At 33.0% G+C, this 24,634-nt stretch carries 22 protein-coding genes and 1 pseudogene; 1 reads left to right on the forward strand and 22 read right to left on the reverse strand.

What is annotated here, in order from left to right; genetic code table 11:
* Positions 1-143 (forward strand): annotated as a pseudogene (locus tag DL92_RS21830) (IS110 family transposase); the annotation flags it as partial.
* Positions 144-421: 278 nt separating this feature from the next.
* On the opposite strand, the gene DL92_RS0113050 reads toward DL92_RS21830, so the two are convergent.
* The 22 genes from DL92_RS0113050 to cps2T all read right to left on the reverse strand — a co-directional run bounded on the left by DL92_RS0113050 (position 422) and on the right by cps2T (position 24,626).
* A complete protein-coding gene (locus tag DL92_RS0113050) occupies positions 422-1,879 on the reverse strand; it encodes a hypothetical protein (protein WP_026667963.1) in 1,458 nt (485 codons plus the stop codon).
* 104 nt (positions 1,880-1,983) lie between these two features.
* Positions 1,984-2,751, reverse strand: coding sequence for a class I SAM-dependent methyltransferase (locus DL92_RS19355; RefSeq protein ID WP_051625353.1), 768 nt, complete (start codon positions 2,749-2,751; stop codon positions 1,984-1,986).
* Positions 2,752-2,824: 73 nt separating this feature from the next.
* Positions 2,825-4,606, reverse strand: a complete 1,782-nt coding sequence (locus DL92_RS0113060) for a DUF6077 domain-containing protein (RefSeq protein ID WP_026667964.1) — start codon at positions 4,604-4,606, stop codon at positions 2,825-2,827.
* A 48-nt stretch (positions 4,607-4,654) separates the two neighbouring features.
* The gene (locus DL92_RS0113065) at positions 4,655-5,014 is read right to left on the reverse strand and encodes a hypothetical protein (RefSeq protein WP_026667965.1); all 360 of its coding nucleotides are present in this window, start codon (positions 5,012-5,014) and stop codon (positions 4,655-4,657) included.
* A 26-nt stretch (positions 5,015-5,040) separates the two neighbouring features.
* Positions 5,041-6,915, reverse strand: coding sequence for a DUF2142 domain-containing protein (locus DL92_RS0113070; RefSeq protein WP_026667966.1), 1,875 nt, complete (start codon positions 6,913-6,915; stop codon positions 5,041-5,043).
* Positions 6,912-7,586 carry a hypothetical protein gene (locus DL92_RS0113075; protein ID WP_026667967.1) on the reverse strand — a complete coding sequence of 225 codons (675 nt, stop codon included), beginning with the start codon at positions 7,584-7,586 and terminating at the stop codon, positions 6,912-6,914. The genes DL92_RS0113070 and DL92_RS0113075 overlap by 4 nt, the downstream gene beginning before the upstream one ends.
* 39 nt (positions 7,587-7,625) lie before the next feature.
* Complete coding sequence (locus tag DL92_RS0113080; protein WP_081816910.1) at positions 7,626-8,672, reverse strand: glycosyltransferase family 2 protein; 1,047 nt, start codon at positions 8,670-8,672, stop codon at positions 7,626-7,628.
* The gene (locus DL92_RS0113085) at positions 8,642-9,397 is read right to left on the reverse strand and encodes a YdcF family protein (RefSeq protein ID WP_026667969.1); all 756 of its coding nucleotides are present in this window, start codon (positions 9,395-9,397) and stop codon (positions 8,642-8,644) included. The genes DL92_RS0113080 and DL92_RS0113085 overlap by 31 nt, the downstream gene beginning before the upstream one ends.
* 14 nt (positions 9,398-9,411) lie before the next feature.
* Positions 9,412-10,863 (reverse strand): B12-binding domain-containing radical SAM protein, encoded by a 1,452-nt coding sequence (locus DL92_RS0113090; RefSeq protein WP_026667970.1) that lies wholly within the window; start codon positions 10,861-10,863, stop codon positions 9,412-9,414.
* Complete coding sequence (locus tag DL92_RS0113095) at positions 10,860-11,207, reverse strand: DUF2304 domain-containing protein (RefSeq protein WP_026667971.1); 348 nt, start codon at positions 11,205-11,207, stop codon at positions 10,860-10,862. The genes DL92_RS0113090 and DL92_RS0113095 overlap by 4 nt, the downstream gene beginning before the upstream one ends.
* A gap of 4 nt (positions 11,208-11,211) precedes the next feature.
* Positions 11,212-11,895: a glycosyltransferase family 2 protein gene (locus tag DL92_RS0113100; RefSeq protein ID WP_026667972.1), complete on the reverse strand. Its 684-nt coding sequence runs from the start codon at positions 11,893-11,895 to the stop codon at positions 11,212-11,214.
* A 622-nt stretch (positions 11,896-12,517) separates the two neighbouring features.
* Positions 12,518-13,723, reverse strand: a complete 1,206-nt coding sequence (locus DL92_RS19360; RefSeq protein ID WP_034469213.1) for a glycosyltransferase family 4 protein — start codon at positions 13,721-13,723, stop codon at positions 12,518-12,520.
* An 18-nt stretch (positions 13,724-13,741) separates the two neighbouring features.
* Positions 13,742-14,665 carry an NAD-dependent epimerase/dehydratase family protein gene (locus DL92_RS0113115; RefSeq protein ID WP_034469216.1) on the reverse strand — a complete coding sequence of 308 codons (924 nt, stop codon included), beginning with the start codon at positions 14,663-14,665 and terminating at the stop codon, positions 13,742-13,744.
* On the reverse strand, positions 14,658-15,866 hold the full coding sequence (locus DL92_RS0113120) for a glycosyltransferase family 4 protein (protein ID WP_242845866.1): 1,209 nt from the start codon (positions 15,864-15,866) through the stop codon (positions 14,658-14,660). The genes DL92_RS0113115 and DL92_RS0113120 overlap by 8 nt, the downstream gene beginning before the upstream one ends.
* 12 nt (positions 15,867-15,878) lie before the next feature.
* Positions 15,879-16,850 (reverse strand): glycosyltransferase family 2 protein, encoded by a 972-nt coding sequence (locus DL92_RS0113125; protein WP_026667976.1) that lies wholly within the window; start codon positions 16,848-16,850, stop codon positions 15,879-15,881.
* 12 nt (positions 16,851-16,862) lie between these two features.
* Positions 16,863-18,170 (reverse strand): ABC transporter ATP-binding protein, encoded by a 1,308-nt coding sequence (locus DL92_RS0113130; protein WP_026667977.1) that lies wholly within the window; start codon positions 18,168-18,170, stop codon positions 16,863-16,865.
* A gap of 24 nt (positions 18,171-18,194) precedes the next feature.
* Positions 18,195-18,983, reverse strand: a complete 789-nt coding sequence (locus DL92_RS0113135; protein ID WP_034469219.1) for an ABC transporter permease — start codon at positions 18,981-18,983, stop codon at positions 18,195-18,197.
* Complete coding sequence (locus DL92_RS0113140) at positions 18,973-20,304, reverse strand: hypothetical protein (RefSeq protein WP_026667979.1); 1,332 nt, start codon at positions 20,302-20,304, stop codon at positions 18,973-18,975. Before DL92_RS0113140 ends, DL92_RS0113135 begins: the two co-directional genes overlap by 11 nt.
* Positions 20,304-21,266, reverse strand: a complete 963-nt coding sequence (locus DL92_RS0113145) for a class I SAM-dependent methyltransferase (RefSeq protein WP_242845865.1) — start codon at positions 21,264-21,266, stop codon at positions 20,304-20,306. Before DL92_RS0113145 ends, DL92_RS0113140 begins: the two co-directional genes overlap by 1 nt.
* A 36-nt stretch (positions 21,267-21,302) precedes the next feature.
* Positions 21,303-22,169 (reverse strand): glycosyltransferase family 2 protein, encoded by an 867-nt coding sequence (locus tag DL92_RS0113150; RefSeq protein ID WP_026667981.1) that lies wholly within the window; start codon positions 22,167-22,169, stop codon positions 21,303-21,305.
* Entirely contained in the window at positions 22,166-23,374 is a 1,209-nt protein-coding gene (locus DL92_RS0113155; protein WP_026667982.1) for a glycosyltransferase family 4 protein, read from the reverse strand. The genes DL92_RS0113150 and DL92_RS0113155 overlap by 4 nt, the downstream gene beginning before the upstream one ends.
* A 58-nt stretch (positions 23,375-23,432) precedes the next feature.
* Positions 23,433-24,626: a beta 1-4 rhamnosyltransferase Cps2T gene (gene cps2T / locus DL92_RS0113160; RefSeq protein ID WP_051625354.1), complete on the reverse strand. Its 1,194-nt coding sequence runs from the start codon at positions 24,624-24,626 to the stop codon at positions 23,433-23,435.
* Positions 24,627-24,634 lie beyond the last annotated feature (8 nt).

The raw sequence follows: 24,634 nt of genomic DNA on the forward strand, positions 1-24,634 counted from the left end.
ATCCGACGTTCAATGCATACCTCGCCAAAAAGCGGGCTGAAGGGAAGCATTATTATGTCGCTGTATCCCATGCGGCGAAGAAGCTCGTTAGACTGATATATCAGCTTGAGAAATCTCATCAGTCATACAACAAAGCAGCTTAACTAATTCCGTACAAATCTTCTTTCAAGAGCATCTAAAACGATGCTCTATTTGTCATGCAGTTTTCAAGGTACTGATTACGATGAATGTGTCATCGCCACTTTATTCAAAACATTTCTGTTTTAGAACATTTTTATTGACTTTCTTTAATAGTTAGTCTTTCATATATTTAACTTCACAGCGTAAAACAATTTTCATGCGTTTTTTCAGAAAGAAGTCTAGATAATCAACTAACTCCAGCAATCAAAAGGCTATAAACCAAAGAAAAAATGCTACTTGTTTAGCATTTCTCCACCCGAAGATTCTCATTATTTGTCCACTTCAAAAGCATCCATAATTCTCCAAAAATATAAAACACTAGAACATACCTATCATTTGCTCTAGATGGATTTACTACTCCCCATATTCCAATACTTAATACCCATACCAATACAACAATCCCCCATACCGCTAGCTTCTTTTGCTGTTTTCTACATTTAATAAATAAGTATATTTGTCGAAATACGCAACAGATAGTTCCAATTAAAGGAATATATACTCCAAATCTGTAATAAAAATCAGAAAGAGTTGGCGTATGCATTATGAACCTTGAATAATTCCAATCCAAACCGCCTACATGTGCAATATGAAACTCAATAATTGCAAACAAACGTGGGAAAGCATACAAAAAACATTTTGCCAATGTATCAATAAAAATCGACATCCATTCATTTGCCAAAATTGTTCTGCACATATCATATATTGCTGCCGACACTTTTTCTTTACTATAGTAATCTTCTAGTTCATAAAGTAAAGAAGGTATATATACAGCTTCATCATCTATACCCTTAAGCATTTCTTTATTGAAAATTTTTCGAGTTGCTTCTGAATACTTATCATAATATTTCTCACCATACCCCGGTACTATTCTTGGTAAAAGTATTAATTCTGTTGACATTTCATGCCTTGAATCCATCTCCGAATTTGGAGTTAATGCATTAAACCCCTGTGATAATACTATTCCCACAAAAATCACTACTGCTATCTGATAAAAAATCTTTTTTTCTCTTTTCATCCAATAAACACCCACAGCTAATCCAAGAAAAAAAGCTATCCCAAATACCATTCGTTCATATCTCAACAATATTCCTAATGAAAAAGAAACGCATAGAACAATCATATTTTTTAAATTCATCTTCCTGTTACAAAAAACGTCTGTCCCACATGCTGTCATAATAATCAACATTGAACATGCAAATGAATCTGTTAAAACCGCCATATTGAACCCCATTACTTGCGGTATAAAAAAAACTCCCATAGTTATAGCACATACATCAGCCCAGTTATATCCACTATTTGAGTGTTTTAAAATAATAACAACCAAATAAGCAATCGAAATAACAGCAACTGCCATCTGAAAAACATATAAACTTAACATATAGTGATCAGCCCCTATTACTTTCCTACACAATTTTATTATTAATGGATATAACATTGATCTGTAAGCATTTTTTTCACCCTCATAGCTCATCGCTATATATTCCGAAGTATCACCAAAGCTAGGTTCACAAAAGATATTTTGAACAATATATGCTCCGCCTATATAACTTTGAAGAATAATATAAATCCAAAATAAAGCAAGTCTTATATTTTTGCTAAATGAATTACTATTTAACTGCAATTTAGCTGTTTTTTTATATAGTATTACTATCAAAAGTACCAATATAAAACTCACAAAATTTATCACTTTTTCCCCCATATTCTTCTATGTCTACCTATAATGGCTCCGTTCATTTTATCTACGACTATCATCTTAAAATTTATCTCCATCGCCCAAAAAAATAATTACAATAATACTATCAATCATTCCCGTTCAAATAATCCGATAAATTCATCCCCTTTTGTCTTTTGGCATGAACAATAGCGGAATAAAAAATAAACAATATCATGAAATATCTTATTAAGCCCCGAAATTTCAACTGTATTATACTCTTCATATCTTGGTACAGACATATACTGAAGTGTTCTCATTATAGGAGAATAAAACGGAAAACCTCCATAAGTCGCTGCCAATGCTTTCCAACCTTTTTCTTCTAAATAATGTTCGACTTCTCCTACATGAAATGCATTAACATGTCCCACATATTTCTCATTTTTACGCAATTTCCCCGTAGGAAAATAACACAAAAAATACTTTATATCAGGATTGTTAAGCCATCCATCTAGTGCAGTTTTCCAATTAGGTATATGCTCAAGTACTCCAAAAGCACTCACCATTGTACTACTTATATCTATCGCCCCACTTGCATCCACACATTCAAACTTTAACTTTTTATCGTCGCCATATGATTTATTAGCCACATCAACAGCTTCCTGAACAAAATCAATCCCACGAATAGTTGCCTCAGGAATACATTTGCTTAAAAAGAATGCCCTACTACCATCTCCGCTTCCAATATCCGTAACACTATCTACATACTGTCCTTGACTCGTCAAACATTCTTGAATAACATCATTAATCCTACCGTTTATCCATCTATTTCCTGCACTATGCAACTTATAATCACGTCTTTTTTTGTTTCCCCACCATCTTGTATAAATGCTGTGATTATTTCCATCATTCCTATCCATACTTTTCCTCCCTTGATATTGTTGTTAAATGTAAAGACATATTAATATTTGATAATAACTTATTTCATTTATATCACTTTGTCAGGCCAAAAACAGTAATATCATCATCACTATATATCTGATCATAATTGGATTTTAGATAATCCGTTACTGAATTTGTATATACCCCAATATAATCCATTGGTAGCTCGTCTTTTATTACTTTTATACAATTGTAATCATTGTCTTCATATATACTAGATAATGCACTTAGCAAATCTTCATATTTTTGCTGTTCGCCATTCAGATTATAATTAACTTCCATATATCTAGACCAAGTAAGCAAAATATCACCAGTATATTGCCTCAATTCACAATAGTATTCTTCAGGAAGTAATATCGCACTTCCTTTCGGAAGTATATCAACTATCTTAATGATACTATCATGCAGTTTTTCCGAATTCTCCGCCATTTTAAATTTGTTACCTGTATATGAAAATCTTCCTACTAATAAGGTAATTACAAGTGTAGGTATAATAATTAAACATTTCTTAATTGCCTTTTCAAGCATACATGCAACTGCATATAAGATTGTAATATCTACCGGAATCAGCCAAAAGATACGCCAATATGTCTCTTTTCCAGTTAAATTATTCCCAATCCAATCACACAAAAAAGGATTAATAAATGATACCAACTCCACTATTGGAATCAGCAAAAACATTTTTTTTACTTTTTCTTTTCCCCATATCATAATAATTAAAATAGCAATGAAATAAATGATATAGTAGATTCCATCTCCGTTACTTCTCTTCAACAAATACCAATACTCATTTCCAGTAATTGTACCTTCCTGTCGAGTTACAATGTAATAATTTCTATGCAATAAAATAAACTTTAAAAACACAAACGGGATTGATACAATACCTGGAATAACCAACATTTCAAGACATAACTTTTTTCTATTTAATATACATACCGTTATAGCTAATGCAAAATAAAAAAATGGAGTTAAATAGATGGCTACAGCAGTTGTTGCATATGAAGCATATAAAATCACACATAAAAGAAACAAATATTTCTTATCAAATTTATCAATATTTATCATCTTCAATAGCTGTAACATCAAAAATGGTAAGACTATGCATACATAAACACCTTTTCCTTGCCATAATCTTGTTGCAAAAAAATATGCTCGAGAATATACTGAATATCCACCCATACAATTAAAAAAAGCAAAAATACACAACAATAGATTTCTATTCTTATCACTTAGAAAACATATAAGTTCATAGATTACGCAGTATTGAACAATAATTAAAACTATAGGTAAATAAGTGTGGCAAAATGCTGCCGGATTAATTCTAAAAGTGCGACAAAAAAAAGCTAAAAGAAGCTCGTATCCGCCTAAACTATATGTTTCTTGAAACTTAAAGCTCTTGATTCCTGTTGTAGTATCATAACTCAATACAGGATTTCCCAGAATTGCATCAGAAATTATTGATAAATAAAAACTATCATCAGCATCAGAAATAGTGCAAATAATATATACCAATATTTGACCTAATATTATACATGCTGATAAAATTAGCCAATTATCCGGCTTTAAAACAATAAATTCTTTTTTTGGTTTTTTAAAACTTTTTATCCAAAAAAACAGAACCCCTACTATCATCACCACGCATAAAAAATATACGAGATAATAATTTAAATGAAAAAACATGAGCGGTATTGAAACAATCTCAAATATCCCCAACAATAAAAAAAATCCCGCTGAAATTTTTGCCGAAATTCTCTGTTCTGAATTATCTCTATAATACAAATCGCCTATCAAATACACTACTAATATAAAGGACAATGATGATAACGCCCACATAAAAAACTCGCCCCCAAAAATTAGCTCAATTACAAATAACAGCTTTCCTTATTTTGTAAAATATCCGGTAAGAAAAACACCTAGCACAAGTATAGATACTCCGACCATCTGCCCTGCATTAATTGATTCTCCGAATATTTTTATTCCAATTATTATAACAGCAATACTATTTAAAGCAGCAACTAAAGGGATCACTATACTAATCTGTAACTTTGATACCATAAAAATAAATATCAAAAATGAAATACCATAACATATTATCCCTACTATAAACTTTGGGGTTATACAGATACCAAAAATTTCAAACCATGCATGCTCTTTAATTCTAGAAGCCAGTTTTATAAGCGTTGTTCCAGACACTCCAAATAATAGATACATTACAATAACAAATAAATCTCTAGTTTTCACATGATACCTCTTTTTTCTATATAACTTTAATACACAACATTACTACCCACCCATACAATAACAGCTATCTGAAAAAGCCAATATAAATATGCTGAATCAACTTTTCTTTTTAATTCAACCAAATCAATGCTTCTAAGCAAAATCAACCCTGGAAGCAAAAAAGGAACAAAATATCTCCCCTGTATACCTTCTATATATTCTTTTCCAAATACTGTCCATGCAAACCCAGCAACCATAATTCCTAATACTCCCAATAAAACAGTAAAAAAAATGACATGCCGCTGAGTTAAATTTAATCTGTATCCATCCTCATATATCAACATTAGCAATAATGCAATAGCATATCCCAAAATCATCCATTCAGGGACCAATAATGTACACCCTGATAACATACTACCTATAGCCGATTTTCCCCACTCTATAAAGGAGTTAGCAAAACTCACAGAAAAAAAATGAATAAAATATATTGGCTTGTCAAATAAATCATGTATTGTATATGTTCTATATCCATTCAAAACATACCCTTTTGCCTTAGCTATAATTGCGTAAACATCTGTCAAAAGAAGTATCCCTATATTCATAGCTACAATAACACCATATTTAATAATTCTATCTCTCTTATTTTTAAATTTGTTTACGGGAATTATCAATGTAAAAAGCAATAATACTCCATATATTATCTTGATTGGTGTTAAAAGACAGGATAACACACCAATATAAAATATCTGTTCCCATCCAACACAAACTGTCGTTTCATAAACATATAATACATACGCAATAAATAAAAAACTCAAGCCATTAAGCATAGAATCATAAGAATATGACATTCCCTGTTGTAAACATATAGGCATGGTTGCTATTATAAAAAGTAACTCTTTATTCTTCGGAATAATCCTAATCGCTAATGAAGACAACATGGCATATATAACAAGATTAAATAATCGCCCCAAATAAAAAATTTGTAAAAAACCTGCTCCAACCATACGTCCTAATACAATTCCTATTGCCGAAAAAAAATACATTATTAGATTGATCATCTGTGATCCTTCATATATATATATCTTTTCGTCAATTTTATCCAGATAACAACTATTTAGTATTGTCGCAAATGAAGAATTCGCATTCTTATGTCCAATAATTCCTTGGCTATTTAAACATTCCGCATCTATTAATCCTATATCTTCTTGATGTAATAATATATTTGATAATCTAAGCGCATAACAATAATGTGTATATTCATCTGGTACGCTATAAGGTGTTATGCACAACATAAAAGCAATTCCTAATAACATAATCAAAGAAAATGCTTTTTGCTCTAATATATGCCTATTATCAAATATCCATATAATTATTCCTATTCCGTATAAAATAAGAGCAAATATAATCAAAACATTACTTTTACTCTCATATGTTGCTATACCTATAGAAGAATCTAAAATAACTCCATTCATCTCAGCATTTTTTCTCGTTGAGTCAGCATAAGTATTTATCTTAATACAATTATTTTTTTCAAGAGTAGGTGCTGAAATTTCTATCGTATATAATTTGTCTTTTTTACACGTATACGGTAACGAAACTGCAATATACTCTCCCTCTATATCGATCCGAGATATATCCTGGCTCTTTATACAATTATAGTTTTCATCATATATTTTTATTGTAAATAATCCATCCGAATAATATGTAGTATCATAAAATGAAACAGCTAATTCAATAGCATTAAAATCTTTGTCGCAAGAAAAGTTCTGTACTACCACATTATCCCCAAAAATAAATAGTGTATCTTTGGCTGGCACTCCAACACGTTTAATCGAATATTCTCGAATATCATCTAACGGAAATAACCACAGTAAAAATATTGTCCATATCAGCAATCCCAATATTTTCAAATATCTTTTCAAATTTTAATCTCCCGATTTCTTCTGCTAATAGATATACATAGTTTCCATGCAACTTCTAAAACAATCAATAAATACAAGTATATTAGTATTTGTACCATTCTAAAATTAACCTTATTAGAAACACCATTTATTTTACATTTCAAATTTCCATTCTGAGCTATTCCATCACCCCATAACTCGCAATTATCATATTCACTATTACTCATATTTTTATATAGAGTTAGAGTAGTTCCCTCTCCTAAATTTTCACCAGATATGATTATTTTATAAGTCCTTCCTTTCATATCGTCATATTTATCATAAAAATCATACATAAGTATAATCGCTTGATCAGAAGATATTTTAGATACATCATACTCCCACATTTTTAAAAGTGTATCACTTTCCTGATCAACTAATTGTATATTTAATTCACCTTCATTAAGTCGACCATAATTGCTTGGATACAATGCTATCCCACTTATCATATTTTCGGTACACAAAAAAGTCTGTATTATTACGGTTTCTTTTGTAATAAGCCCCACACTGTCAACTTCAAACATATCACTTGTCAAATCTATCATTGTTGTTTCGGCATATGCATATGGAGCGTTACTAATACACAAATCTACCACCATGATTAGTAGTACTATAAGAGCAATAATAATATATCCTTTTTTAGTAGTATCCACTTTCTTTTTCTCCTAGTGCAATATCACATTACTAATAACTCAAAATCTCATACGTTTCGAAAGTTTATAACCTACCCGAATTACTTTCCCGACCAACCTACACTTATACATCAGAAAAGCCAACCAAATACATATACCTTTTAATCCTCTTCTAGACAAATTCATAAATGATAGAAGCTTATTTCCTTTAAACCATATAAATTCATCAAAATACAAACTGATTCTTCTCAAATAATCATCAAAATCCACTTTATCATTCTCACATGCCCTAGTTGCCATTGACAAACCAATATGAATAAAAATAATAAGCTGAACTACATTTTTATACTTTTCTGATACTTCTCTTTCAAGCTGTTTCAAATCTTCAGCAAAATCCCATATCGTTTTTTCCTCTGTATTTGATATAACAGAATCTCTATGCACCATATAATGGATAAGTACATCATCTACAAATCGAATTTTATTTGCTGCCATATATCCACGGAAATTAAAAGAAACTTCTTCTCCGACCTTAAAAGATGGATATCTTAATTCTTTAATCACATCATACTTCCACAGTTTATTCCAAGGCGAAGTATTTATAAATGCCAACATATCATCATTACCGGTAATAAAGTATTCCGAAGGAAAACCTTTCATATCTGTACTAATTCTTTTTCCTGTCGCTTTATCGATCCGATCAAAAGCACAAATACAAACATCTGCTTTTTCTCCCTGTAATGCAGTATTATATAGCTTTGAAAGCATGTTGTTTTCTATTAGATCGTCCCCATCTATAAACAAAACATACTCTCCATCTATCAAACCACTATCTAATGCCGCATTTCGCGCCAATGCGGGCATGCCTGTATTATTATCTAAATCAAGAATATGTAATCTACTCTTAAAGCGTTCTTTCCATCGTGATACCATTTCCATTGTTTTATCTGTAGATGCATCATTAACAAACAAAACATCAAAATCCTGCATATCCTGAGACACAAGACCATTAAAACAACTATTTATATATTTTTCCAAATTATATGCTGTTATAACAACAGTAACAGCGTAATTCGTTATCTCCATAATAATGACCAGTCTATCCATCCATAAAATGTATCTCTGATTAGAGAACAAATCTCTCTTACATAGTTATGTGGAATAAGTGATATATCCGTTCGTGCTCCTGCGACATGAATACCAGTAATGCCACACTTTGCCAATAACATCTTTATTCTAAGTAAATGGTATCTACTGCTAACAACTACAGTATTATCACAATCAGTAAGATACCTCTTACAATTCACTATATTTTGATGCGTATCATTTGCCTTCGCATCCGTTATTATTCTATCTACATCACCACCGCTTACAATTATTTCTTGCTTCATTAATTCTGCTTCTCTTTTTCCATTAAGTAATAACCCACCGGTAATAATATATTCCGAATTATTATCTCCCAAAGATAATGCAAGTTGTAATCTAGCCAATGTATCCGTAGATAATTGACCACTTCTCTGAAACCCACCGGCAAGTATCATTATCTTTTCTTCACTTCCTTCAAATGTGTTTTCACCATTAGCCCAAATGATATAAACTGCCAACGATAGAAGGACAAATAAAAAAAGATTCCCTATACACCAAACTGTTCCCAGCGTTTTATCACAAGCGCTTCCAAGCAAAAAATCCACAAAAAAAATAAACGCTATTCCAAGCCATACCCATGCGCAATCAATATAGTTTTTATTATTTCTCAGATATAAATTATATAGCCCGCACAAAAATGCCAATATAATCAATATCACTCTCATAATATCCCTAGTTCTTTTCATTTACCCTTTTCTAACTAACATTCTCTTTTAAATGCTTTCTTTATTCTAAATAATATATATGTGACTCCACCTTTCATCACACGTTTAAACTCAAACCAATCCAAATTTGCCAAAAAGGTTTTAAAAATATATGTAAATGAAAAATAATATCTACTCATAAGATTATCTCTAATCTTTTCGATTTCTTTATGATCAGCATACGGATAGTCTACAAGGCAATTAAGATATCCATCTGAATTTAACCATTTTGAATAATCTTCGGTTCTAAGATACCCTTCCTTTTTTACCCATTCATAGAATGCCGTTCCTGGAAAAGGTACTGCTTGCTGAAAAAATACCATATCCGGATACACTTTTTTTGCAAATTTAAATGTATCCTCAATTGTATTTCTGTCATCACCTTTTAGACCTATCATAAAGCAGCCGAATACCTTTAGTCCTAATTTCTTTGCATTCTTAGCAAATTCCAGTGACTGCTCAAGCTTAATTCCTTTTCTGGTTTCATCCAAAACTTTCTGGTTGCCTGATTCATATCCAACTACTAAAAGTCTGCAGCCGGACTCTTTCATGATTTTCATAGTGTCATAATCAATCGTATTTGCCCTTGTATTGCAAGACCAAACAAGTTTTAATCCACGATTCAATATTTCAGCACATACCTGTTTTACTCTTTCTTTATCTACCGTAAAAGTATCATCTTCAATAAAGATTTCTCGAATATAAGGCATATTCGTATGTATATATTCAAGCTCATCAACAAAATTCTGTACACTTCTTACTCGGAATCGTCTTCCACTCATGCTTTCTGGATATGAACAAAAATTGCACATAAACGGACATCCCCTTGAACTAAAAACCTGAATCATGGGGCTCTGAGCAAAAGCATAACAGTAATCATGCACATCTAAGAATTTTTCATATACTTTTGAAACCATGGGCAATTTATCCAGATTTTCCAGCCATGGTCTATCTTTCTGTACAACAATGTCATTTCCATTTCTATATGTAATTCCTAGTACATTTGATAAATCATCTCCCCCACTCATGATTTCATCAATTGTAAAGTCATACTCTTGTCTTGCTACAACATCAATATCAAGACATTCTTCCATTACTTTCTTAGACAAAACGGTTGCATGTGTACCACCGATTATTATCTTTACATTAGGACTTTCCTTCTTTATCGCATGAATCACTTCATAATCATGAGCACAAGTAGATGTTGTGATCTCTCCCATAATATAATCGGCATTAGACTTTTTTACGTATTCAACGACCTGTTCAGTTGTCATTTTTCGAGCTATGCAGTCAACTAAATCAACATCATATCCCTTTTCCATGCATACACCTGCTGCATAGCATATCCAATAAGGATAATACATCGTTCCACTCTTTGTCTTTTCAGGCCATCTACTTGCTCTACTTATGTCAAACTTATATGGTAAATTTAAAAACAAAATTTTCATGAATTCCCGTTCTCTCTTTCTTTCTCTTTTAATGCAATCTCTTCTGTCAAAACTGTCAATTTACTCTCCAGCTTAGATACCTTTATCGAAAGCAAAAAAACTTTTATTAGCAGTATAAAAATTATAATTAAAAATGTCCCGTTAACCGGAGATTGTATTCCAAACAAATCTGCAGTATAAATAACTATAGAAGGAAATACCGCAAACAGTATTAAAGCCGCAGAAAACAACACCCAAAAGCTGGCATCTTTTGTAATCATTTGCGATTTTCTAATTTTCCGAATTATATACCATAGAGTGAAAACAGAAACAATAACCAGTGAAATTCTTAATAAAGTGCTCATCTCATTATCTCTTTCTAAAGTTTTGAATAAAAACAATGGAAACAATCATATCAACCATATATCTAATTGCATTTCCAATATTTAAGTAACTATCTCCTGCGATTCTTTCTCTAATTTTTATCGGAACTTCTTTGACGTTATATCCATTTTTCAAAAAATACGCAATAGTATCCGGCTCAGGTGGAAAATTACATTCTCTGCTTAAACACTCTATCATTCTTCGACTATACAAACGCATACCACTTGTAGAATCAATAATTCGCCTTCTAGTCACAAAGAAAATAAGCCATCCTAAAAGCATATTTCCAATATTTCTAACAGATACCTTTCTATTCCCCTCTATAAAGCGTGAACCAATGACTATATCTGCATTGCACGATAACATTGTTTCAACCATTCCTTTTATATATCTAGGATCATGCTGGCCATCCCCATCATATTGTATAGCCATTTCATATCCATTTCGATCAGCATATTTCATCCCCGCTTGGAAAGCTGCAGATAATCCAAGATTAATTGGAAAAGAGATTCTATTATAGCCATGTTCCTTGCATATATTCTCTGTCTCATCTAAAGACCCATCATTAACTATTAGATAATCATATCCAAATGCCAACAGTTCATCTATAACCCTTTTCAGATTATCTGCCTCATTATATGCAGGTACAATAACTAGAAGTTTACCCATAAATGTACTCTCCTCGTCAATTTACTCCCTCTAACAATTTGCTTATAGCAATCTTATATATGGATATTAACAATAACACTTAATTCTAAAAAACTGGGTACTGCTCTTTGAAAACAATGAAAATAGTAACTTAATATAGCTCTATAACAGATTTTATTACTTAAATTAAAAACAAAAATAATGTTACTAACATTATAAAGATGTCAATAAACAGACATTTTGACATCTGTAAGATTATATCATGATTTTTTTTTTAATTCTATAACTAATATAGCTTTCTCAGAAAGTTAGTAAGCGCGAGATAATCTTGTGATTATCTCGCGCTTACAATGCACATTTTTAGTTCTAGTCTCTTCTAATCCATACGCTATACTGCCAATCATCACTTGGCTGTTCTGAAAAATGTATATATACTCCTTTTTTAATTCCTTGAAAAATGAATTAGTAAAATACTGATAACTCCATGCTTCCTGAACCGGATTATAGACAACTACTCTAGGTTTGCTATTCTTCAAATCATCAATATTTTCATAATTCCATCTATTCTTTCTTAATATATATTTTTTGCACAAAAAATCCAATGATAAAACCCTCTGTGCAATTGGTTCACCTGTAACTTACATTATATGTTTTTACATATATATGCATATACTTTCTCAGCTTCTTTTTTCCAGCTTAAATCTTCTACGATTTCAGCTCCCTTTTTTCTCTTTTCATCTAACGCTACAGAGTTATTAAGATAGCTGATTATAGTATTGGCTATTTCAACCGGGTTATTTCCGAATAAAATTGCGTTTTCATCATCAAGAAGCCACTCGTTATTAGCACCTCGTGTTGTAGCAACAACAGAATTGGATGCCATAATCTCAAGCGGCAATAATGATAGATTTGTAGCCGACATCAACATACAGATGTCACACTGAGAATATAAATATGATAATCTATCCTCAGATACAATTCCCTCATTTCTATACTTAAATGGAATAATATAGCTTCCAATGTCCCATCCCGCAAAGACTACTTCTATATTCTTATCTCGCTTGCATATCTCATTAAGAGCTAATATGCCCATTTCAAAAGCTCTTCTGGCAGTTGTAGGTCTTGCATAAAAGAAAATACGTTTTGTTTTATCTTCTTTTTCTCTATGCTTATACACCTTTTTATCAACAGCAAAATGAAAGCTCTCGGTTTTCATGCCGTATTCATCACTTAGCTTTTCCTTAAGCCAATCACCCGCAGTAATACCTGTAAAGCCAAACTTGTATGTCTCCTCAGCCCAAAGAAATTCTGAACCCATTGGATAAAAATACGGTTCAAAATCCTGAACAAAATAGAATTTTCTTTCTGTATTATTGAAGCGTTTAACAAAATATGCCGTCTGCCAGCCCGTTGCCACGGTAGCAGTTGCATATTTTATTGAAATGACATCACTGAAAGCTTCAACATTTGGATTTGTAAGAATTTTCGCATATGACGTATAAAGAAAACTATGAAAACTTTTATTGTCGTTAAACCTTTTTCCGCCAAAAAGATAGATTCTGTTGTGAAAGCCCAAATCTTCAAGATTAGAAACAAACCTCAGAATTGTCACAGGACCACCGGATCCAAGATCAAAATCAGGTAAAATCCAGTTAAGCGTGATCGTATCACCATTTTCTAATTTCTGTTTTTCATTATATACAATAACTAAATCATCACTTATCCAGCTATAGCCATGAATTATATCCGAATTACCATAAGAGGAGTCTACCGCAGCTTTGACTCCTCTTATGCCATGTGTCTTAAATATATGAAATACTTTTCTGATGAAATCTATTAAGCCTAACATTTATTATTCTCTCAATAATTATCTTTTCCATCTTTCTGCTTTGATATAGTGGTAATACTTTTCAACACCCTCTCTCAAAGCACAAAAATCTTCACCAACAATTTTCCTTATCTTAGCATTATCAAGAACAGCTTTCGCAAGATCGACTGTTCGAGATTCTTTATAGTTTACTTTCAAATGACCATGTATATCTTTAACTATATCCAATATCTCATTTATTGTGACGCCAACCCCCGTGCTTATATTTACAATCGGAAGCCCTTCAATTTTATGATCGATAAGCGCCGCTATTGCCTTGCACACATCATCAATATAGATATAGTCTCTTACTACTAACCCATCTCCGTACACATCTACAGCATTGCCTGAAAGCGCATTCTTTATTACAGCATCAATAAAGCCCACTCCTTTTTCCGAATCCTGTCCCGGACCATATGGATTAGCAATTCTTGCAATCGCTATATCCATATCGTTTTGATATTTAAATGAGATCATTGTGTTTTCAATGCACAATTTAATATTTCCGTAGTGATTGATAGGGTGCGGCAATGCATCTTCTTTAATTGGCATTTGTTCCTGAATTCCATATACAGTTCCGCCCGAAGATAAAAAGATAAGTTTAGCATCGATATCTCTTGCCAACTCACACAGTTTTACCGACTGAATAAAATCTTTTTTATATCCTCTCATATACTCCGTATTAGAGTTTCCGGGAGTAATAGTTGATATAGCATGAATGATTACATCTTTTTCACTAACGGCATTCTTTAATGTATCATCATCAAAGAAATCACCTTCAATATACTTTATCCCCTCAATCGATTCCTTTGGCAATACTCTGTCAAAAGAATACACATCATATCCTAATCCTCTAAGATAAACACATAGATTGGTTCCAATAAAACCATTCCCCCCTAATACCAGAACTTTTTTTTCATTCATCAATATTAGTTTCCTTTTTTATAAAATCATACACTTTACGAGCTTCATCTTCCCAACTTGTAGCAAGAGCAAATTTCTTACCATTTTCTCTTTTCTTCTGCAATTCGTCCGGATTATCTAAATGATATATTATCTTTTCCGCTATATCATTAGGATCGTTGTTAAACAAAATTGCATTTTGATCATCAATAAGCCATTCATTATTTGCCCCATAAGATGTAGCAACTACAGAATTTGACGCCATTACTTCCAAAGGCAATAGCGATAAATTGGATGTAGACATAACAATACAAATATCACACTGCGCATATAACTCAGATAATTCTTCAAGTTTTACACATCCGGCATTAAAATGCTCAAAAGGAATTTTGTAATTACTGATATCCCATCCTGCAAATACTACTTTTATATTTGGCTTTTTCTTATATATTTCATTTAATGCAAGCAGGCCAAGCTCAAACGATCTACGTGGTGTAACCGGCCTAGCATAAAAGAACAGTCTTTGTACATCGTCATGTTTTTCTTTAGGATTATATAATTCTTTATCATATGAAAACCCAAAAGATCCTGTTTCCATTCCATATTCGTCATGAAGTTTATCTTTCAGCCATCCTCCGGCAGTTATCCCCTTGAAGCCAAATTTGTATGTATTTTCTGCAAACAAATACTCAGATCCCAAAGGGAAAAAGCACGGTTCGAAATCCTGTACAAAGTAAAATTTCTCATCCGTATTATTAAAACGTCTTACGAAATAAGCTGTCTGCCAGCCTGTTGCCAGCGTAGCATGCGCATATGTCATACTCTCAGTACTATTGTATGCCTCTACAAAATCACTTGTTAATGTTGAGGAATAATATTCTTTTAAAAAGCTTCTGAATTCCTCATCACTTGCAAACCTTGTACTTGCAAAAAGATATATTCTGTTATGTACCCCCATTTTTTCAAGAAGCGAAATAAATCTAAAAATGTTCATATGCCCACCTGATCCGATATCCAAATCAGGTATTACCCAGTTTAATGTGGTCTTTTCACCACGCATTTTTTCTTTCTGTTCCTTGTCAAGTTCAATTACACTATTATCAGTTATCCATCCATAAAACTGAATAATATCCCTCATTCCATAAGAATTATCTATGGCATTTTTAACCCCTTCACTGCCACGAGTTTTATAAATATATATCGCTTTTTTCAATAAATCCACTATTCTCAAAAATCATTTACTCCTTTGCTCATACTGTTGAGATATTTTCTTATCCAAAAAGTCCTTAAACCAATTTGGATATGAATGATAGTATCCCCCAAAATAAGCCCCCACATATCTTGCATAATTTCTTCTTGAACTATATCTTTTTGCTTCTACAAGCTCTTTGCCACTTAAATTGATACTCTTGAAGTATTCGTTATCTATATAATTATGTTTCATTACTGCGGGAAGAATATAGTACCAGTGCTTAACGCCTATTGTCTGATATATTTCATATAACCCCTTACTTTCATCATAATATCTTCCCAAATATGAATGAATATCATAATTGTGCGAATGATAAACAGGTGCATATGGGCAATATACTTTTTTGTACCCCTTCTCAATCATCTTTCTTGCCCACATTTGGTCTTCAGCAAATTCAACATCATCATATGGATATTTTTGCCAAATATCTCTTCTTATGCAAGAATTATTATCACTAAAGAATGAAAGATATCGGCGATAAACTTCATCTTTTTCATATCTTTCCTTATCTTCAATTGAAAAAATCGTATTATCAAGGCCAAAACCTTCAAAATGCAGTTTTAAATCTCTTTTGTCTATAATATTACAATCAGGATATGGATAGTGAATTCCAAAGCCTCCGACAATATCCGAATCCAATTTCATTGCGTCGATAAAACTATCAAGCCATGTATCAGATGCCGGAACTGCATCTTGCGTAATAAAAACAATGTATTCTCCGCTTCCCTTTGAAGCCCCGTAATTTCTTGTCTTCCCATGTCCAAATTCCGCCGCCGAAATCTGATAAAGTTTAACAGGATACTTTTTCAAAATGTCCAATGTATCATCAGATGAGCCTGAATCTACACAAATTACTTCATACTCGTATTTTGTTTTTTGCTCAAAAACTTTTTTTAAACATTCATCAAGAATATTTCCTGCATTTTTGGTTGGTATAACTATTGTAACATCCATTATAGTTCCTCTTTACATATATCTGACACTTGCATTACTATCAAAAAATCCTATAGTGTTTTTCTCAGAAATGACATGAAGGTTACAGATATCAAACAATCTGTGATGAACCACAAACTTGTCGCCTTCATATCCGGTACATGCTATGGATAACAAATATTGTCCTCCCTGCAAGCACATTTTCTGCTTAAAACATGCAGTAATTATATCGCCTTTTTTGGCTTCTTTAACATTATTATTCTCAAGAACTGTGTTTGTTCCTGTAAGCTCTGTTCCCTTAAGATCTTTTATCGTGTAGGCAAAAATAGGAGCTGTTATATCATCATAAAACTCAACCTTCACTCTGACTTCATATTCCGTGCCCTTCATGATTGAGGTTGAAACATTGCCCTGATCATCCACTATTGCAAAATCAATTATCTTTGCTCTGTCATTTCCATACTCTACAAAATTTCTATTGATTAAAAGAGTATTTTTCCATAATTCTCCATTTGCCTGCTTATCAGCTCTATCATCAGTATTCTTTTGGTCATCTGCTCCCGAAAGAGGATCATTCTCTTTTATAGCATCTTTTTCCTTCGAATCCTGCACAAGTACTTTTCTGTATAAGTTAACAACATCAGCAGTATCACCCATTGCAATCTGCTTTCCTTTGTTTATCAAAATACATTTATTGCAATATTTTAATACACTACTAAGATCATGAGAAACAAATAGGATAGTTTTTCCCATCTCTTGAAACTCTGAAAACTTCTTAAAGCATTTTGCCTGGAAGAAAATATCTCCCACACTAAGCGCTTCATCTACAATCAGAATGTCAGGTTCAACATTGATAGCAACAGCAAAAGCCAAGCGCGCAAACATACCGCTGGAATAGGTCTTAACCGGCTGATTGATGAAATTACCAATCTCTGCAAATTCAATTATATCTGCAACCTTCCGATCCATTTCTTCTTTGGTATATCCCATCATCGTACCATTGAGATAGATATTTTTAAGGCCCGTATACTCCATATTAAAACCTGTTCCAAGTTCCAGTAACGCACTAATCTTTCCATCTACTGTAACTGAACCTGATGAAGGCTGTAATACACCGGTAATAATCTTAAGAAGTGTCGACTTACCTGCACCGTTTGTTCCTACAATGCCTACACATTCTCCCTTCTTTATATCGAAATTTATATCATTTAAAGCATAATAGTCCCGATGATAACTCTTTTTCTTATTTAATGACCATGATTCTATCAATCTATCAATAGGTTTATCATAAAGCTTATAAGATTTACTTACATGAGAAACCTTTATTACACTATTATCCATATCAATTTCCTAACTCTTCTTTAATCATAAAACATCTGCGAAATGTGGTAACATCTTCCTAAATGAAGCTGTACCGATTATTCCCAAAATAAGCACCTGGCACCAGAAACTAAGCATATATGATGGATTTTCCCAGAACCAGCCAATACCTAAATATGTCTCTCTATAGCCATTTACAATATATGCTACCGGGTTTATTTTCATAATAAGCATAAGTACAGGATAATCTTTCAGTCTCTCAATATCCCAAAGAATAGGTGTATACCACATTCCAACCTGCATGAAAATGCTGACAATCGGCATAAAATCTCTAAAAAATGGCAAAACCGATGAAGTAAAAAAACCAATCACTGAGATTAGCAAAATAAGACAAAATAAATAATATACTATCTGTATAAAAAATAATCCGGGAAAATTTCCTACAACAGCGCTTATTATCAATGTAACAACAATAAAGAAAAGATGCACAAACAATGATGACAGAATCTTTACAAACGGCAAAATATTTATCGGAAATACAACTTTCTTTACCAGATAACTATATTCTATCAAACAGTTTGTAGCATTAACTACTGCTTCACTGAAAAAAAACCACGGAGCCAGACCTGCCACAAGCCAAAGCACATATGGGTATTTATCTCCCATAGGTGTAGCCGGAATAGCTACCGTAAAAACAAACATATACATCAAAATTAGCACCAGTGGCTGAATAAAAGCCCATACTATGCCAAAGAAAGAACCTGCAAAACGAGTTGCAAAATCATTTTTTGCCAGCTCCCACAGAGTCTTCATATTCTTTTTACTAAAAATCATTTTCTTTATTCCTCACTTTAATGAACGCCTGAAATGCCTTAAATACATTCTTATGCTGAAGCGCACGACGCATCTTTGTATTTTTCACTTTTGCTTCTTCTAATTCTTTTTCAACCGCATTAATCTTTTCACGCGATTTTTTTCTTGCAACCTTTAAATCTGACTTAGCCGTATCACAAACATAATTAATACTATTAAGATATGTATTTAAGTTATTCTCCCCTAAGGATTCTGCATTCCATATATCAACAGCAAATTCAACTCTAATATTAGAACACTTTTCTTCAACAAAAATAACAGGAGTATGCTTTAAAAAATATTTGGGCTCTATATCATCAGACTCATTTGTACTATAGGCAATATCTCTTTCCTCACCATCAATATCTGTTGTAACGTGTATACCCGAAACAACACTCAAAACGGGAGCAATAAACAACTCCAGTCTATCATAATCATCTTCAATTGCCAGACTAAATACATTTTTACCCGGATATGATACCCCTTCATAAATTCTTTTTGCTTCATTATTCTTAATTGCAAAAAAAACAAGAGGATACGACTGCCCACTCCATCTCAGATGATTGGCATCAAACACAACCGGACGTATCTTCTTTATTTCATCTGAAAAAGATAAACTCCGCCCCTTTGAATGCTCTACAAAAGCAACCTCCATACCAAGGAATTGCTTTCTTCTTTCATCAGTAAGCTCATATCTATCAAAAACAACTTCTTTTATTTCATCCGGAAAGATACTGAATATCTTGGATGTAAAAAGTCCTCTCCAAAAAACATATTGCAAAGGTATAGCAAAATTAAAACACCACTCATAATCAATAATATATGGCTTGTCAACATAAATTACGTTGCTGAAGATCAAATCAACATCAACAAAATCACCAACATCAAGTGTATCATCATTTTGAATTTCGCCAAACACATCAACAAACTGCTCTGAAGCACAAAAGCCTCTCTGCGTGCACATCTTATAAACAATCTTATGATAAGACTCTATGATTTCTAAAGCACGAGCCCAGTCTTCTTCATTGTATGCCTCCGCCAGCAACTCTTCATAGCTGCTTCCATTTATATAGTCAAATAGAATAGCATTATCTTCTTTTCTAACGGCGCATACTCCGCATTCTTGCTCCATAACCTTTTTAAGATTATCAGCATTCGATAAAATCTTTTCTAAATGCGGTATCCCTTCCTTATAAACAGCTACTTTTCTTGCAAATCTTTCACCATCTATTTCTACTATATCTGTTTTTAAATTATACTCATTCGCCCTGTAATCAGAGGCTTTTGTGTAAAGAATATTCATCACTGATCCCCATTAACAACTACTAAAAACGAATTTGAAAAATATGGAAAAAGTCCATTATCAATTAACTCATCAAATACTTTTTTCTCATCAAACAGCCTTAATCTTTCTGCATCAAAATTTCTAATATTATTATCAAGCTCACCTTTTTTTGGCAAATACTCGTCGCTATATATATTGGTAGCAAATTTATAATCAGGATACGGATAATAAAACTTGTAGCTTTTAAAACCAGCATTAACTATGATATCTTCCAATCCTTTTCTGGTAAATGTCTGTACCATTGCTTTGCCATCAGAATATCCATTAACACCCTCAAATATAGTTCCCAAATGATCTTCTTTACAACCGGCAAAATATTTTAAACCAAATCTGTTTTCTATAGCAATTACTATTTTCCCATTGTGTTTTAGTAGTGTACCAATCTGCTTCAAAAATCCTTGATACGGCTTTGGATCATCAATGTAAAGCTTGGCATATTCCAAAACTCCAATGAGCATAATATAATCGAATTTTTCATGTAAGTTCTTATATGCTGTCTGGAAGTTTGCTACTATTATCTCCAAATTCTTTTCATCTTTATGACGATACGCATTAATCTCGCTTCTTCTCTTAGAAAGCTCTATAGTTGTAACTTTTCCGGCTTCTCTACAAAGAATTCCGGTAATAGCTCCGCAACCGCCACCTATTTCAAGAACCGAATCGTTTTTGCCAATTTGTATTCCCGCAAGTATGTTTTCTCTATATGAGGAAAGATGATACAAAATCGGCCATGAACCACTTTCGCTAATTATCTTTGGAAATTCTGATGAATCATGATTTTTTACAATATTCAAAATACTATCTTCTACATCTCCATCCGAATATTTATCTTCTCCGTCATACCACCGGAGATTCAGCTTAACGTTACCAATTTCCTGTATTCTCATGTCAGATTCATTATTAATTACACTATCTGCCATATCATTTCCTTCTTTAAACATTATTTAGTAAAAAAATCAAAATACACTTTTTATATATATAACAAATTTATATATAATGTTATTAAAAATCTCTTTTCTAAATCGTATGTAATCAAATATCTTTAACTGCCTTGTATCCTGAAAATATTTGAAATCTATCGCACTTCTCCATGTCTTAGCTTCCGTTGCAGTAATTATCCCATATTTATTCAAGATACTATTGGCCTCATTAGCCGAATCGCGCATTTTGCCAATATTCGCAGAACAATTCGCACCTTGAGAATCATTATGTCTATACACGTTATCCGAATTCATCGCAAACCTTGCGTTTTGCTTAAACATGCAGACCCATAGCATCCAATCATCTGCACCATCTGTTGACAACGTATTATTTATCCAAACTTTAGGAATTGATTCTCTTTTAATAAGGCATTCACCCGGAGACGGTATAAGATTCCTTATTTTTAACAACCTCTTAAGCTGAATAAGATACTCCATAGAAGAATATGATTTATATATCACATAATTCTTCTGCCCCATACTATAGTAGCCATTTCCAACAACAATATCAGCATTTTCAAGCAATGCCAATTGCTTATCATAGCCATCTAGCATAAGTTCATCATCTTGGTCTAAAAATTGAATATAATTGCCTTTTGCAATTTTTAAACCATTTACCCTGGATCTGTGTATTCCTGAATTTGTATCATTCTTTATAACCGTGCAGTTAAGTTCTATATCAGGAAGCATTACTTCTATCTCAGGACTGTCATTTATTATGATAACTTCGATGTCTGCAGAATCTGCAATAACATCACTTACTTTTTTTATGCTTTGCAATGCTCTGGCAATATATTCATTCCCATAATAAAATGGAATAATGACAGAAATTAATTCTTTCATGTCAATAATACATCCTCATATATCTTTTTTAATTGAAGATAATTGTTTTCTCTATCAAACTTGTTTTCAAACTCCGCTTCAGCATTATTCCCCATTTTCAGAATTTGACTATTATCATACCACAGTTCTTTTACTCTTTTTGCAAAACTATTGCAATCTTTAAGCGGGAATAATAATCCATTATAACCATCTTTTATAAGCTCTCTTGAAAAGCCTATGTCAGACGCCACAACAGGTTTTCCCAACATCTGTGACTCAATTTCCACCATAGAGCAACCTTCATACCATACAGAAGGAAACACTACAAAATCAGCTTTTTTTACAAAGGCAAGACATGTATCATGATCTTTATATCCAAGATAATATACATTTGATTTATGAGCAGCCCACTGTTCAACTTCCTGTTCAAGCGGCCCTCCCCCTATTATAACAAGAGGTATATCAACAAGGTTATCCCATGTCTTCATCAATGTATTTATACCTTTTTCAACCCCTAATCTGCCATAGTAAACAACATATCTTTTTGGAAAATCTGATGTTATCCGTGTAATATCTACACCATTCTTTTTCACAGTTTGAGATTTGTTATCCACAAAATTATACTTCTTTATAATTTTCTCTTCTGCAAATCCAATCGCCTTAAGCAAATCTATCTGTGTATCATTAAGACATATATATCGATCTATCTGCTTATAAAAAGACTTTCTCCACCTATGATACTTAAAAACACAAGCCACAAAAAAACTCATGGTTTTAGACCCTTTAAAACATCTAAAACCACACATTCTAAAATATTTGCCATCACCACAATCATTACAGATAGTATCTCCCCTTAACGATGAAGCACATGGACAAACAAATCTGGTATCATGAAGCGTCGCAATAACTTTTACACCACATCTTTTTGCAGCGTATAGAATTGAAGGAGACAGTATCGGAAAAAAAGTATGTACGTGAACAATATCCGGCTTTTCTTTTTTTATTATGCTCTTTACATTATTATAATGTTTAAAAGACCATATCATTCCTAATGTAATACATATCTTGCCAATCAATTTGGCATTATCAAAAACATCATTCGAAGTATTATATTTGACAACTTCTATACCATGTTCTTCAAGAAGTCTTGCCTCATTATTATAAACCTGATCGTCTCCACTAGCGGAGCCGGTCCTGTGAAAATTATGTATAATAAGTACTTTCAATATTTCAACCTCGATTTACCTGCCGAACAAATCAGCCGTGAAGGATATTCATTTGTAATTATGCAAAAAATTCCTTCTCATATTTATCTGATATACTCTCCCACGTATATTCATCCGATATACGGGTCTTAGCAAGATTACTAAACTCTGCCCTGCGATCTTGCTGCATTTTGTCATTGGCATTGATCACATCGGACAGATTTCTTCCGTCCTTGTCCCAGTATATTGCGGCGTCTTCCGCAACTTCATGGTTATAGCTTACATCAAGAACAAAATTGACATCTGTTGATGCAAGTGCCTCAAGTAGGCTCGGGTTGGTTCCTCCAACCTCATGGCCGTGAATGTAAGCGTAAGCGTTCTCTCTTATCTTCTTAAGGAGCTGTTTATCATAAACCGAATCAGCCACAGTTACTCTGCCGCTGTCAAGGAAATGTAATCTGTCATCAAATTCCTGTAAAAGCTTATCGTTCTCAGTTGTTATTATTATAAGTTTCTTATCAGATGAGCTCTTAAGGAATTCTTTAATTATAATATCAAAGTTATTCTCTTTTACAAATCGGCCGACTACCAAATAGTATTCAAAGGGCTTGGTCTCTTGCTCCGCGAGCCACTCCGTGAACTTGAAGTCGTTATCTGCGTATGTTGACCTCTCAAGGTCTGCGCCATACGCGATAAAGGTAGTACTTGGATTATACGCAGAATACTCTTTGTTGATATACCTCTCTATTTCTTTGCTATCGCAGATAATCCTGTCAGCATGCTTGATCATAAGTCGCTCTGACAGCTTCCAATACATCCTTACGGGAGCACTCCATTTCCTTCTCTCCCAGTCGTGACCGTCGGGATTGATATAGAGCCTTCCGCCAAGCTTTTCTATCTTTTTCTTGTAGTGCCTGATCACAATTCCAATCCTACACGCCATTATGAAAAAGATTGGTTTATCAATAGCAGGTCGCTCTTCACAATATCTTATTGCTCTTGCAAGTGCCTTGATATCATAGACAACCGCCTTAGCAGGTCCTATCTCGGGAACCTTGACGTTATAGCACTTTGCGCCGTTATACTGGTATCTTGAATCTTCCCTTGCAATGGTGGCAACATGATATCTTATCTTGTCACTTTTCCTACAAAGAGTAAGGTTCTCGACAAATGTCTCAAACCCACCATATTTTGCAGGTATACCTTTGCATCCAATGCAAAAAACCTGTCGTTTGTCAGTATGATATTGTTCTTTAATTTTTCTTCTTCCCATATGAGTCA

Source organism: Butyrivibrio sp. AE2005, from assembly GCF_000686965.1.
Classification (GTDB): Bacteria; Bacillota; Clostridia; order Lachnospirales; family Lachnospiraceae; genus Butyrivibrio; species Butyrivibrio hungatei_A.